This is a genomic window from Faecalibacterium sp. I3-3-33 (assembly GCF_023347295.1).
Classification (GTDB): domain Bacteria; phylum Bacillota; class Clostridia; order Oscillospirales; family Ruminococcaceae; genus Faecalibacterium.
This window is the reverse complement of sequence record NZ_CP094469.1, coordinates 1,147,952-1,161,923: the sequence shown is the minus strand read 5'-3', so window position 1 is coordinate 1,161,923 and position 13,972 is coordinate 1,147,952. Positions and strand designations below refer to the sequence as shown.

13 protein-coding genes are annotated in these 13,972 nt (G+C 60.1%); 2 read left to right on the top strand and 11 right to left on the bottom strand.

Features of this window, described 5'->3' with window-relative positions; genetic code table 11:
* Positions 1-9 precede the first annotated feature (9 nt).
* The 11 genes from truB to MTP39_RS05580 all read right to left on the bottom strand — a co-directional run bounded on the left by truB (position 10) and on the right by MTP39_RS05580 (position 11,620).
* Positions 10-894: a tRNA pseudouridine(55) synthase TruB gene (gene truB, locus MTP39_RS05630; RefSeq protein WP_249242038.1), complete on the bottom strand. Its 885-nt coding sequence runs from the start codon at positions 892-894 to the stop codon at positions 10-12.
* A complete protein-coding gene (locus MTP39_RS05625; RefSeq protein ID WP_249241775.1) occupies positions 894-1,883 on the bottom strand; it encodes a DHH family phosphoesterase in 990 nt (329 codons plus the stop codon). Before MTP39_RS05625 ends, truB begins: the two co-directional genes overlap by 1 nt.
* A 17-nt stretch (positions 1,884-1,900) precedes the next feature.
* The gene (rbfA, locus tag MTP39_RS05620) at positions 1,901-2,293 is read right to left on the bottom strand and encodes a 30S ribosome-binding factor RbfA (RefSeq protein ID WP_249241774.1); all 393 of its coding nucleotides are present in this window, start codon (positions 2,291-2,293) and stop codon (positions 1,901-1,903) included.
* A gap of 170 nt (positions 2,294-2,463) precedes the next feature.
* Positions 2,464-4,944, bottom strand: a complete 2,481-nt coding sequence (gene infB, locus MTP39_RS05615; RefSeq protein ID WP_249241773.1) for a translation initiation factor IF-2 — start codon at positions 4,942-4,944, stop codon at positions 2,464-2,466.
* Positions 4,941-5,318, bottom strand: coding sequence for a L7Ae/L30e/S12e/Gadd45 family ribosomal protein (locus MTP39_RS05610; protein ID WP_005922333.1), 378 nt, complete (start codon positions 5,316-5,318; stop codon positions 4,941-4,943). Before MTP39_RS05610 ends, infB begins: the two co-directional genes overlap by 4 nt.
* Positions 5,302-5,601, bottom strand: coding sequence for an RNase P modulator RnpM (rnpM, locus tag MTP39_RS05605; protein WP_005922334.1), 300 nt, complete (start codon positions 5,599-5,601; stop codon positions 5,302-5,304). Before rnpM ends, MTP39_RS05610 begins: the two co-directional genes overlap by 17 nt.
* Before the next feature lie 33 nt (positions 5,602-5,634).
* Positions 5,635-6,741: a transcription termination factor NusA gene (gene nusA / locus MTP39_RS05600; protein ID WP_097783735.1), complete on the bottom strand. Its 1,107-nt coding sequence runs from the start codon at positions 6,739-6,741 to the stop codon at positions 5,635-5,637.
* A gap of 56 nt (positions 6,742-6,797) precedes the next feature.
* A complete protein-coding gene (rimP, locus tag MTP39_RS05595) occupies positions 6,798-7,283 on the bottom strand; it encodes a ribosome maturation factor RimP (RefSeq protein WP_005922338.1) in 486 nt (161 codons plus the stop codon).
* Positions 7,284-7,430: 147 nt separating this feature from the next.
* Positions 7,431-8,672, bottom strand: coding sequence for an aminopeptidase (locus tag MTP39_RS05590; RefSeq protein ID WP_005922340.1), 1,242 nt, complete (start codon positions 8,670-8,672; stop codon positions 7,431-7,433).
* Positions 8,673-8,762: 90 nt separating this feature from the next.
* Positions 8,763-10,154, bottom strand: coding sequence for an alanine/glycine:cation symporter family protein (locus MTP39_RS05585; RefSeq protein WP_249241771.1), 1,392 nt, complete (start codon positions 10,152-10,154; stop codon positions 8,763-8,765).
* Between the two features lie 131 nt (positions 10,155-10,285).
* Positions 10,286-11,620, bottom strand: a complete 1,335-nt coding sequence (locus MTP39_RS05580) for an MATE family efflux transporter (protein WP_249241770.1) — start codon at positions 11,618-11,620, stop codon at positions 10,286-10,288.
* Positions 11,621-11,966: 346 nt separating this feature from the next.
* On the opposite strand from MTP39_RS05580, the gene yfcE reads away from it, so the two are divergent.
* Together yfcE and pyk are read left to right on the top strand one after the other, a co-directional pair.
* Positions 11,967-12,512: a phosphodiesterase gene (yfcE, locus tag MTP39_RS05575; RefSeq protein WP_249241768.1), complete on the top strand. Its 546-nt coding sequence runs from the start codon at positions 11,967-11,969 to the stop codon at positions 12,510-12,512.
* A 283-nt stretch (positions 12,513-12,795) separates the two neighbouring features.
* The gene (pyk, locus tag MTP39_RS05570) at positions 12,796-13,749 is read left to right on the top strand and encodes a pyruvate kinase (protein WP_249241767.1); all 954 of its coding nucleotides are present in this window, start codon (positions 12,796-12,798) and stop codon (positions 13,747-13,749) included.
* Positions 13,750-13,972: the final 223 nt, after the last annotated feature.

Here is a 13,972-nt window from a genome sequence, read left to right as displayed (position 1 = left end):
CTTTATTGTTCAATTACGTTCCACGAACAGTTTTTCCACCCGGAGCACCCCGCCGGTGATGTTGGCAAGGCCAAGGAACTGTCCGGCGGCGCTGCGCACCCGGTAGCGTCCGTCTGCCGCCGGGTAGCGGCTGGTGGGGCAGCCGTTGTACAGGTGCTGCTCCACCCATGGCTCCACCACCAGCAGCGGCAGCGGGGTGAACACGCTTTCCACCGGCAGCATCAGTGCTTCCAGTGCAGCGCTTCCCTGCTCCTTTGCGGCAAGAATTTCTTCCAGCGTGTGGGCGTCCGCTTCGGTGTACAGACCGGCAGAAGTGCGGCGCAGAGCGCTCATGGTGCCCTTCTGCCCCATGGCGGCGGCGATCTCCTCCAGCAGCGTGCGGATATAGGTGCCCTTGGAGCAGCGCACCGTCAGCACATACTCGTTTTCTGCCGGACTGCCGCCGTACTCGATGCCGTAGATCTCAATGGGGCGCGCCTTGCGCTCCACGGTCACGCCCTCGCGGGCCAGCTTATACAGCGGCTGGCCGTTGATCTTGACCGCGGAGTACATGGGCGGCACCTGCATCTGCGGGCCGACAAACTGCGGCAGTACAGCCAGCAGCTCCTTTTCTCCGGCGGTAACGGGCGCGGTTTCCAGCACCGTGCCGGTGCTATCGCCGGTATCGGTGCGTGCGCCCAGGCGCAGGGTGGCGCGGTAGGTCTTGTCGTGGTTCAGCTGCAGATCCACCGCCTTGCTGGCACCGCCGCAGAACACCGGCAGAACGCCGGTGGCCATAGGATCCAGCGTACCGCTGTGCCCCAGCTTGCGGGTGCCCAGCACGCCGCGCAGCTTTGCCACCACGTCAAAGCTGGTCCAGTCCATGGGCTTGTCTACGATCAGGATGCCCTGCATCATGCTTCCTCCTGCGGTGCGTCCAGTTCGGCTTCCACCTCTGCAAGGATCGCATTTTTGGTGTTTTCAAGGTCGCCCAGCAGCTCACAGCCCGCTGCGCGGGTGTGGCCGCCGCCGCCCAGCCGCCGGGCAATGGCACAGGCGTCCACGCCCTTTGCGGTGCGCACGCTGATGCGGTAGCTGCCGCCGGGCTGCTGGCGCAGGGTCAGACCCACCTTGACTCCCTCGATGCTGATGGGCAGGCTGGTCAGCTCCTCCAGATCCGCAGGGTCTACCCCGCTCTGCCGGATCTCGTCCCGCGTCAGGTAGATCAGGGCGCAGCGGCCATCCAGATAGTACTCCAGATGGTTGCGGGCGATGCGCTCGGCCTCCATGCGGGCACGGGGCTTGGTGTCGAAGAGCAGGGTGTTCAGCTCCTCCACATGACAGCCGGCCTCAATGAGCTTTGCCGCCACCGTGTGGGTGTTGGCCGTGGTGGAGGAGAACTTGAAGCAGCCAGTGTCGGTGGCAATGCCTGTGTACAGGCAGTCGGCAATGTGGGGGGTGATGGTCACGCCCATCTCCACGATGACCTGATACAGCAGCTCTGCTGCCGCAGCGGCACCGGCATCCAGAAGGGTAAAATCGGCATAGCCGTTGTTGCCCGCGTGGTGGTCGATGCACAGGTCCACATGGCGTGCAAACTGCGGCACACCGTTATTTTCGCCAAACAGCTGCAAACCGGCCACGTCCACTGCGATCACGGTGCGGGGCTCAAACTCGCCCTTGAACAGCCGTGGGTTCGTAAAGGCGTAGCGGGACGGAATGGCATCGGAACAGAGCACCGCCGTTGTTTTTTCCAGCGCTTTGAGCGCATAGTACAGGGCGCTGCCGCAGCCGATGGTGTCACCGTCCGGGTTTTTGTGGCACAGAATCAAAATGTTGTCCGCAGCCAGCAGGCGCTGCGCCATCTGCTGCACATTCAGTTGTTCTGTCATCCAATGATCCATCCTTTCCGCAAAGGCAGTCAGTCCTCGGTCTGTTCGGTATCGGCAGACTGTGCTTCTTCCTCGCCGTTCACGTTCAGACTGCGCAGCAGCTCGTTGATGTGGGCGGCGTAGGCGGCACCGTCATCCTCCACAAAGATGAAGCGGGGTGCCTTGCGGATGTGCATTTTTTTGCTGACCTCGGTGCGCACATGGCCTGCAGCACGGTTCAGCGCTTCGATTGCGGGCTTGGGGCCGTCTGCGCGGCCCATCACGCTTACATACACTTTTGCCACATCCAGATCCGGCGTCACGTCCAGACGGGTGACGGTCAGCAGACCGCCCTCCAGCCGCGGGTCCTTCAGCCGGCCGATGATGGCAATGACCTCGCGCTTCATATCCTGCGCAAGACGGCCCATATTTTTCTGAGACATTCCGTTTCTCCTTTAAAAAGAAAACCCTCTCAGCCTCGCTTCGCTTGGCAGCTCTCCCGATGGGCGAGCTTTTTGCGTGGATACGGGATGCTTTTCCGTTTCTCTGCAAGCCTCCTGCCTCGGGAGAGGCGGCATTGCGTCAGCAATGACGGAGAGGGTTATTTTAAATCTTAGTCGCGGTATTCTTCCATCTTGAAAGCTTCGTACACGTCGCCTTCCTTGACGTCCGCAAACTTCTCCAGGGTCACGCCGCACTCGTAGCCCTCGGCCACTTCCTTGGCGTCATCCTTGAAGCGCTTCAGGGATGCGATCTCGTCCTCGGCAATGACGATGCCGTCACGCACCACGCGCACCTTGCTGTCGCGGGTGATCTTGCCGCTGGTCACGCGGCAACCTGCAACGGTGCCCACGTTGGAGATCTTGTACACCTGACGCACCTGCAGCTCGCCCAGAGAGACCTCACGGAACTTGGGTGCCAGCATACCCTTCATAGCGTCGGTAACATCGTTGATGGCGTCGTAAATGACGCGGTACATACGCATTTCCACCTTGGTGGCAGCGGCTTCTTCCTTAGCCACGTTGTCCGGGCGGACGTTGAAGCCGATGATGATGGCGTTGGAGGCATCGGCCAGATCCACGTCAGACTTGCTGATGGCGCCGACACCGGCGTGGATGACGCGCACGCGCACCTCATCGTTGGAGATCTTCTCCAGACTCTGCTTCACAGCCTCGGCAGAGCCCTGCACGTCGGCCTTGACCACGATGGCCAGTTCCTTCATGTCGTTCTGTGCCATCTGGCTGAACAAGTTATCCAGCGTGACCTTCTGGAAGGAGGAGAACTGCTTCTCCTTGGCGGCAGCAATGCGCTGCTCGGCCAGCTCACGGGCCAGACGCTCGTCCTCAACAGCCTCGAACAGGTCGCCTGCCTCGGGCACGGCGGTCAGGCCGGTGATCTCCACAGGGGTAGAGGGGCCGGCATCGGTGAGCAACTGACCCTTGTCGCTGCGCATGGTGCGCACGCGGCCCACAGCGGTACCGGCAATGATGACGTCGCCGGAGTGCAGGGTGCCGTTCTGCACCAGAATGGTGGCAATGGGGCCCTGGCCCTTGTCCAGACGGGCCTCGACGACCGCACCCTTGGCGCGGCGGTTGGGGTTTGCTTTCAGCTCCATGACCTCAGCTTCCAGAGCAATGCGCTCCAGCAGGTCGTTGATGCCCATGCCGGTCAGGGCAGACACCGGGATGCAGGCCACATCGCCGCCCCAGTCCTCGGTGATGATGCCGTACTTGGTCAGGCCTTCCATCACGCGCTCGGGGTTTGCGGTGGGCTTATCCATCTTGTTCATTGCCACGATGAGCTTGACATTTGCAGCCTTGGCGTGGTTGATGGACTCGATGGTCTGGGGCATGATGCCGTCGTCGGCAGCAACCACCAGAACTGCAATATCGGTCATGTTGGCACCGCGGGCACGCATGGAGGTGAACGCCTCATGGCCCGGGGTATCCAGGAAGGTGATGAGGCTGTCGTTGACCTTGACCTGATATGCACCGATGGCCTGCGTGATGCCGCCGGCCTCGCCTGCGGTAACGTTGGTCTTGCGGATGGCATCCAGAATACTGGTCTTGCCGTGGTCAACATGGCCCATAACGCAGACCACCGGGGGACGCTCCACCAGATCCTCCTGCGAATCCTCTTCCTGCGTGAACAGGCGCTCCTCGATGGTAACGTGCACCTCGTGCTCGACCTTTGCGTGGAACTCCTCTGCCAGCAGAGCTGCAGTGTCGAAGTCGATCACATCGTTGATGGCGTGCATCTCGCCCATCTGCATGAACTTGGCAATGACCTTGCCGGCCTGCTGCTTCAGGCGGGCAGCCAGCTCGCCCACGGTGATCTCGTCAGGGATCAGCACCTTCAGCTGGGCGTTACGGGCCTTTTCCAGCTGGATGCGCTGCAGACGCTCGAACTCGGTCTCGCGCTTGCCCTTCTGGAACTGCTGGCGCTGGCGCTGGCCGCGCTGGGTGAACTTCTGCTTGTTGCCCTGCGGGGTGGGCTTGCGGCGGTTCTCGGTGTTCTTGGTGGAGGCCAGATCATCGTAGCGGGCGTCGAAACGGTCCACGTTCATATCCACAGTGCGGGTATCCACGGTGACCTGATTGTCCTCACGGCGGACAGAGACTGCCTGTGCGGGGGCAGCGGTAGCCTTTGCGCCGGTCTCGCGTGCCAGCTCGCTGAAGGAAACGGTCTTTTCCTCGCGCTTCTTGTGCTGCTCGGGCTTCTTATCGCCGTGCTTGCCGTTGTTGTTATTGTTGTTTGCCTTGGGCTGCTCGGCCTTTGCGGCGGGCTGCTGGGGCTTTTTGTCAGCCTTGGGAGCCTCGGGCTTCTTCTCAGCCTTCTTTTCGGCTTTCTGCTCAGCCTTTTTCTCAGCCTTGGGCTCCTCCTTGGGAGCCTTGGCGCTGTTCAAAAACTCGTCCAGATTCGCCACGCTGTTATCCTTGCTGAACTTCTCCAGCAGATAGTTCAGCTCGTTCTCCTCCAGATTGGAGCTGTTCTTCTTGCCGGTGCTGCCCATGGCGGTCAGCTCATCCAGCACCTTCTTTGTAGAAAGGTTCAGATCCTTTGCAAAGTCACTCACTTTATATTTTACGATCATTCGCTCATATCCTCCTCATTTTTGATTGCTCCGCAGTCCGACAGGCGGTCGAAGCAGAGCTTTGCGAGGTTGCGGTCGGTCACCGCGTAAACAGCCACGGGCTTGTGGCTGATATCGGCCAGCTTATCCTGCGTCAGCGGCATGGTGAACACGTCCACCAAGTCCCCTACGGCGTAGTTCAAACGCTGCAAAGTCTTGGGGCTGATATCCGATGCGGTCATCACCAGCCATGCCTTGCTTTTTACGCAGGCCTCCTCCACGGCATCAAAGCCCATGGTCAGCGCACCGGCCTTGCGGCACAGGCTCACGGCCTGATACAGCGCCTCCTCCGGGGGCAGCTTGGGTTTTGCGGGGGCGTTATTCTTTTTTGCCATCGGCTGCTGCCTCCTTTGCGGCTGCGGCCAGCTGTACAGCCAGCGCGTCGTATACCTCGGCGGGGACCGGCTGCTCAAAGCAGCGCTCCAGCGCCTTTTTCTTCTTTGCCTTGGTCAGGCAGTCCGGGTCCGGGCAGAGATATGCGCCACGTCCCGGCTTTTTGCCTACCAGATCAATGCTGATCTCCCCGCTGGGTGCGCGCACCACGCGCACCAGCTCCTTTTTGGGGCGGCTGGTCATGCAGCCGATGCACTGGCGGGCAGGGATCTTTTTTTGTGCCATCCGGTTTCCCTCCTTCGGCAGATGGTGCCGGGCTTATTCAGCGTCTGCTGCGTCCTTCTTGGGCTCCTCGTCCTCGCCGTAGTAGCCGCTCTCGGGACGGATATCAATGTTGTAGCCGGTCAGGCGGGCGCACAGGCGGGCGTTCTGGCCCTTGTTGCCAATGGCAAGGCTCAGCTGCTGGTCGGGCACGGTGACGCGGCAGGAGCGGGTCTCGCCGGGCAGCAGCTCTACCTTGACCACCTTGGCGGGGCTCAGGGCTGCGGAGATGAACTCCGAGATATCCTCGCTCCACTTGACGATGTCGATCTTCTCGCCGCCCAGCTTTTCCACAACAGCGGCCACGCGGGCGCCGTGCTCGCCGATGCAGGCGGAAACGGGGTTGACGTTGGGGTCCTTGGACCAGACAGCCATCTTGGTGCGGGCACCGGCCTCGCGGCTGATGGCCTTTACCTCCACAGTGCCGTCAAAGATCTCGGGCACTTCCAGCTCAAACAGGCGCTTGACAAGGCCGGGATGGGTGCGGCTGATCATCACGCGGGGGCCGCGCTCGGTGCTGACCACGTCCACGATGTAGACCTGCAGGGTCTCGCCCTCGGTGTACACCTCGCCGGGCACCTGCTCGTTGCGGGGCAGAACTGCCTCGCCGCCCTTGCCCAGATCCAGCGCCACGATGCCCTTCTCGGTATCCACGCGGGTAACGGTGGCCTGCACGATGTCATGTGCGCGGGACTGGATCTCGCTGAGCTGCTGGTTGCGCTCGGCCTCGCGGATGCCCTGACGGATGACGTGCTTTGCGGTCTGGGCGGCAATGCGGCCAAAATCGCGGGTCTTGAGCGGGGTGATGATGCGGTCGCCCACCTCGTAGCTGCTGCGGATCTTACGTGCCTCGGTCACGCCGATCTCGGCGTGCTCGTCGTACCAGTCCTCGTCTGCCACGATGTCCTGGATCAGCGCCACGTCAAAGCGGCCGGTGTCGGGGTCGATGTCCACACGGATGTGATCCTCCTCGACCTCGTAGTTCTTCTTGACGGCAATGATGATAGCCGCCTTGATCTTTTCGATCAGGTATTCTGCGGTGATGCCGCGCTCATGCTCCAGCATGGAGAGCGCTTCAAAAAAGTCCTTATTCGCTGCTGTCATTTTTCGGGTTCCTCCTATATATTTTGTTCTCTTTTCTCCATCAGAGACGGTACTTCTCAGTTAAACAGATCCTCGTCGTCGCACAGCTGCACGCCGGAGGCTGCGTTCACCTCAAAGGTCACGGGGCCGTTCTCGGTTTCCAGTGTCACGGTGCTGCCCTCGCGGCCGGTCAGGATGCCGGACAGCTCCCGCACGCCGTCAGCGTTGGGGCGGATGAGCTTTGCCCGCACCTTCTGGCCCTTCAGTGCCTCGTAATGCTCCGGGCGGGTCAGCTTGCGGCCAAGGCCGGGGCTGCCCACTTCCAGATAATAGCTCTGGTCGATGGGGTCTGCCTCATCCAGAATGGGGTCCAGTGCGTGGGACACCTCTGCACAGGTGTCGGTATCCATGGTGCCGTCCCGGTCGATGAGGATGCGAAGATACCAGTCCGGCCCTTCCTTCTCAAAAACCACATCCCACAGGCGCAGACCCATGCCTTCCACCGTGGGACGGACAAGCGCTTCCACTCTCTGCGCGGTGTTGCCGCCAGACTGCTTCGCCATAAAAAACCTCCAAACAAACAAGAAACGCGGACCTTGCGGCCCACGTTTCAGGTTAAAGTATATCGTACTACTAGAATATAGCATACTCTTGCGATTTATGCAAGCATTTTCGCAATTTTTTTGCAGTTGCACACCCTTTTGGGCTTTTTACAGCACCCAGACGCCGTTTTCAAACAGCGGCACAGTGCGGCCGTCGCGGCATTTGCCGGTGATACGGCTGTCCTCTGCACCGATCATCACGTCCTCGTGCAGGGAGGAGTGGTTCATGCCGCGGGCTGCCAGTTCTTCCTTGGAAAGGCCGGTGCCGCCCACAGTGGTGCCGGGGTAGCTGTCGCCAAAGGCGATGTGGCAGGCAGCGTTCTCGTCAAACAGGGTGTTGTAGAACAGCTTGCCGCTGCGGTTGATGGGGCTGGAAGCAGGCACCAGTGCCACCTCACCGATGTGGCGTGCGCCCTCGTCGGTGTCCAACAGCTGGCCCAGCAGATCTGCGCCCTCGTCGGCGCCGTGCTCCACCACCTTGCCGTCCTTGAAGGTGACGTGGAAATTCTTGATCAGCTGTCCGTTAAAGACGTAGGGCTTTGTGCCGTAAACGATGCCGTCCACCTTATCTTTATGGGGTGCGGTGAACACCTCCTCGGTGGGGATGTTGGGCAGGAAGGGCACACCCTTCTCGTTTTTGCTGCCGGCGCTCTCCCACACAGCCTGTTCTGCCAGACCCACGGTCAGGTCGGTGCCGTTGGCGCTTTCAAAATGCACGCTTTCCAGATCAAGGGCGTTCATCTTTGCGCCCAGCTCGTTCAGGCGGTCCAGATGCTTCTGCCACTCCCCTACCGGGTCGCCGCCGGTCACACGGCAGGTATCAAAGATCAGCTTCCACTGTGCTTCAATGGCGGCGGCAGTGTCCAGCTCCGGGAACATCTTCTTTGCCCACGGCTCTGCGGGCAGAGCGGCGATGGACCACTGCACCCGATCGTTCATGGTGTACTCCCGCCACGGCTGCATAAAGCTGCGGTTGGCGCTGTTCACCCGGCTGATCTTAGCGCCGTCCAGCCCGGCAAACAGTTCCGGGTCGTCCGCGATGAGGTGCAGCACGCACACACTGCCCTCGCTCTCGGCGTAGTCCAGATAGCGGCGCAGCTGCCAGCCCTTGTGGTCGGTCAGTGCCTCCTCGCTGCCCAGCTCCATGCGGATGCGGGTAACGGCGTCATCCTGCCAGTTCACCTGCACGTCCCGCGCACCTGCTTCGTAGGCGCTGCGCACGCACAGCCGTGCCAGCGGAGCGCCTTCCAGCGGGCAGTTGATGATCAGGGTCTGTCCCGGCTGCGGGTTCACACCCACCCGGACGATAAAATCTGCATACTTTTGCAGCAGTTCGTTAAAGTTTTCCACGTTAGAACCTCCTGTGGTGCATAGCCACCGTTGTTTTTTCTCAGTATACCGCGTTCCGGCGTTTCTGTCCACTATGGGCAGAGCTGCCGCTCACCCCTCCGATTCAAAAAAGGCGCGGGTCATCTGCACCACCGTGCCGGAAAGCAGCAGCAGCGCAATGAGGTTCGGGATGCTCATCAGGCCGTTGAAGGTATCGGCGATGCTCCACAGCAGGCCAAGGTCCATGGTAGCGCCCAGAATGGCTACCAGAGCATACACCACAAAGAAGGGGCGCGCCACTTTGTTGCTCTTGCACAGGAACACCAGAAAGCGGGAGCCGTACAGACCCCAGCCGATGATGGTGGAAAAGGCAAAGCAGCACAGCGCCACAGCAGTAAAGATAGACGCCCAGCCGCCGTAGGTGGTGGTAAAGCCGGAGATGGTCAGCTCAGCACCCGCCGCTGCGCCGTAGCTGATCTGGGTGCCGCTGCACAGGATGACCAGCGCGGTCAGGGTGCAGATGACGATGGTATCGGCAAACACCTCAAAAATACCGAACATGCCCTGTTTGACCGGCTTTTTGGTATCGGCGCAGGCATGGGCGATAGAACCGGTGCCAAGACCGGCCTCGTTGGAAAAGATGCCGCGGGAAACGCCCTTTTGCATACTGACGAACAAACTGCCGATGGTGCCGCCGGTAAAGGCAGCGGGGTTGAACGCACCCGCCACGATGGATTCCAGCACATAGGGCAGGCGGGAGAAGTTGAGCACCACCACGCCCACCGACAGCACAATGTAGAACAACGCCATAAAGGGCACCAGCTTCTCGCTCACGCTGCCAATGCGCTTGATGCCGCCCAGCAGCACCAGCGCCACCAGCACCGCCACAAGGATGCCCACGATGAGGTTGAGGGTGGGCAGAAAGCTGCCGCCCACCAACCCGTATTCCAGCAGGGCAGTATCCACCGCCGCCACGATGGTATTCACCTGCGTTGCGTTGCCGGTGCCGAACACGGTCAGCACGCCGAACAGCGCGTACAGCACCGCCAGAAACTGCCAGCGGCGACCAAGGCCGTTTTTAATATAGTACATCGGGCCGCCCACCCACTCGCCGGTGTCGCTGCGCTCCCGGAAATGCACAGCCAGCGTTACCTCGGCAAACTTGGTGCACATGCCCAGCAGCGCAGAGCACCACATCCAGAACACGGCACCCGGGCCGCCGATGGCGATAGCGCCCGCCACACCGGCAATGTTGCCGGTGCCCACCGTGCCCGCCAGCGCGGTGCACACCGCCTGAAAGGGAGTCATGGCACCGTCCGAAGCATCCCGCTTGCGGAACATCCGTCCCACGGTGGTGCGGATGGCGTAGGGGAATTTGCGGATCTGCAAAAAGCCCGTGCGGACACTGAGCAGCAGCCCCACGCCAATGATGCACACCATGGCGGGGATACCCCAGATAAAGCTGTTCACCGCCTGATTGACGGCGGCAATGGTCTCGATCATATACTTCCACATCCTCTGTAATATCTTGCGCACTGACAGTTTTTGTCAAAACACGAAAAATATTTTACCGTACTTTTCCCGTAGTGTCAATGAAAAATAGGGACGTTATGAAACGCCCCTATCAGAAATTCTTATTTTTTATGTGTGACCGCCCGGCGGTAGACCGCACCGGAGACCACCGCTGCCAGCACCTCGGTAAGCCAGAAGGCGTGCCACACGCCGTCTGCGCCCAGCCAATTGCACAGCAGTGCAGCCAGCGGCATGATGAAAACAACATACCGGCACAGCGCGATGACCAGCGATTCTGCGCCCTTACCTAGCCCCTCCAGTGCACCGGAAGCGGTGGTGGAGACTGCCGAGATGACAAAGCCGATGCTGATGATGCGCAAGGCAGTCCGCCCGGCGGCGATGGTTTCGGGGTTCTGGGTGAACAGCCCCATCAGCTGCCCGGAGGCAACCTGACAGATCACCGTGCCCGCCGCCATGATGGCAGCGCTCATGAGCAGGGTCAGCTGGAACAGCTTTTTCACCCGGGCGTACTCCCGCGCACCGTAGTTGTAGCCGATAAGAGGGCGCATGCCCTGCACGAAGCCGTTGGCGGGCAGGTACAAAAAGGTCTGCAATTTATAATAGATGCCCAACACCACCACATAACTCTGGGAAAAGGCCGCCAGCAGCCCGTTGAGAAAGGTGACCAGCAGCGAGGGCAGCGCTAGATTTAGGATGGCCGGAACGCCGATGGCGTACAGTCTGCCATCCAGCATTGCATCCGGGCGCAGGCAGCTGCGGCGCAGCCGCACCGGCAGCTCGGTGCGCAGGTAGACCACAAGGTAGACCACCACGCTGAGCATCTGACCGATGCCGGTAGCCAGTGCCGCGCCCGCAATGCCCATGGCAGGCACCGGCCCCAGCCCAAAGATGAGTACCGGGTCCAACAGAATATTGCACACGCAGCCGGTGATCAGGGCGATCATGGACACCTTCATGCGGCCCACCGCCTGAAAGATCTTTTCAAAGGCCAGCGAGACCATGTTCACGACCAAAAACAGGAACACGATGGTGGAATAGGTGATACCGGCAGCGATCAGCCCCTCGTCCTGCGTAAAGCGGCGCAGAAAGCCGGGCATGATGGCGATGCTGACCGCCATCATCACCACGCCGTGCACAAGGCTGAGCACAAAGCCATGGGTGGCGGCCGTCTCGGCCTTTTCGCGGTCGCCCGCGCCCAGATACAGCGCGATCATGGCATTGATGCCGATGCCAAAGCCGATGGCAATGGCATTGGAAAAATTCTGGATGGGGAACACCAGACTTAACGCGGTCATGGCGTCCTCGCTGATGCGCGCCACAAACAGGCTGTCCACGATGTTGTAGAGGCTGTTCACCAGCATGGAGATCACGTTAGGCAGCGCCATCGAGAGCAGCAGCGGCAGCACCGGCTTCTCCTTCATAAAAGTTTCGTTCATTGAAAAATTTCACCTGCTATCTGTAAAAAGTAAAAATGTGGCGGGCACAGCATCGGCTTGCAGCCGGTTTCCGGCGCACAAAAAAGCCACACAATGACCCTTGGAAGGTCATTGTGTGGCGAAAAGTAGCAATTCTGCCGTAAAAATCCACACGGTTTTTATGATCGCGGCAGCTGTCCGCGATATGCACCCTGCGCATTTGCGGGCTGCAACCTTAGCAGAATACCACATCCCAGGCGGTATGTCAAGGGGTTTTGGCGCAAAAGTATGACTTTTGCAAGTGCTTGACCATTTTTACAGCAGGCGCTACAATAAGGCAAACCGGCTTTAAGGGAGGGCATTATATATGAAATGGATGATCGCATCAGACCTGCACGGCTCCTATTATTATGCGCAGCAGCTGCAACAGGCCTTTGAACGGGAGCAGGCCGACCGCCTGCTCTTTCTGGGAGACCTGCTCTACCACGGCCCCCGCAACGACCTGCCCCGGGACTACGCCCCCAAGCAGGTCATCCCCCTGCTGAACAGCCTTGCGTCCAAGCTGCTGTGCGTGCGCGGCAACTGCGACGCCGAGGTGGACCAGATGGTGCTCAATTTCCCGGTGCTGGCAGATTACGCTGTGCTGCCGGTGGGGCAGCGGCTGGTCTACGTCACCCACGGCCATGTGTTCAACCTGAACCATCTGCCGCCCCTTGCCCCGGGGGACATTCTGCTCCACGGCCACACCCATGTGCCCGCATGGACAGACTTCGGACAGGGGAACCTTTATCTGAACCCCGGTTCCGTGAGCATCCCCAAGGAAAACACCGCTCACAGCTACATGACCTTGGAGGGAAACACCGTCTGCTGGAAAACTATGGAAGGCACGTGCTACCACCAGTTACAGTTGTGATAATGTTGTGATATTCCAGTCTTTGCCGGAAAAAGCTGGAAAAAGCCCTTGACGAACTGCCCGAAATGCTGTAAACTAAGTACAACCTTTAAAAATAGAGGGAGCTGTAAGCTTTGTACTGAACGCAGGCGGTGCAAAGTGTAGCAGTAAACCCCATAAGGCATCATAAAAAGACACCGGAGGCTTTGCATCAGCTTCCGGTGTTTTTTTATGTGCCGCCGGGCTATCTTTTGCTGCGCGGTCATGCTACAATAGAAAGAAAACGCGAATTGCAGGAGGAATTATGGATTTTTACGGAACCATCGGCCCTGCCTGTGCCGATGTAAAGCTTTTGCAGCAGATGGTGGAAGCCGGCATGACCGGCATCCGCATGAATCTTTCTCACGGGCCGCTGGCAGCGCACAAGGACTGGCTGGAGATGCTGCATAAAGCCGGGGTCAAAAAGCTGCTCATCGACCTGCAAGGGCCGGAATTGCGCATTGGTCGTCTGCCGCAGCCGCTGTCCCTGACCGCCGGGCAGACCGTGCGTCTGGGCGCGCAGGGCATCCCCTGCCCTGCTGCACTAGTACAGGGCGTGCAGCCCGGGCAGGAGCTGCTGCTGGATGACGGCAAGCTGCTGGCACGGGTGGACACCGCAGAGCCGGAAGCGCTCGTGTGCACCGTAGTGCGGGGCGGCGTGCTGCAAAGCCGCAAAAGTCTGGCAGCACCGGGGGCAGACATCCAGATGCCCACCCTGACCGCTGAGGACAAGGAAAACCTTGCCATCGCCGCCGGTTGCGGCGTCACCGGGGTCATGCTGCCCTTTGTGCGCGGCGCTGCGGATATCCGCAGCCTGCGGCAGGCGCTGGCAGAAGCCGGTGCGCCGCAGCTGAAAATTCTTGCTAAAATCGAAAACCTTGCGGGCGTACAGGCGCTGCCGGAGTTTTTGCCGCTGGTGGACGAAATCGTCATTGCCCGGGGCGACCTTGGCAACGCCATGCCCCTGTGGGAGCTGCCCCGCTGCCAAAAGCAGCTTTCTGCCGCCTGCCGGGCAGCCGGGGTGCCTTTTATGGTGGTGACCCAGATGCTGGACAGCATGCACACCCGGGCTGTGCCCACCCGCGCCGAGGTGAGCGACATCTACAACGCCGTACTGGACGGCGCATCCAGCCTGATGCTCACCGGCGAGACCGCCGCCGGGCAGTACCCGGTGCAGGCCATGGAGTATCTGGTGCGCACCGCCCGCACGGCGATGTAAGAGGAAGAATTATTTTTTATTTGGGCTTCCGAAAAGTCTGCGGACTTTTCGGAAGCCCTTTTTCACGGAAAGGGGTCGTGACCGGAAACAGCCCTCCTGTGAAAATGCGTTTTGCGCGTCCCGCCTTGGAGACATTTTTCCGCAAAAGCAGACAAAAGGATAGCATCTTTTGTCTGCTTCCTGTATAATACAGGTAAAATCAACTGAAGTCAGAAAGGTTTAT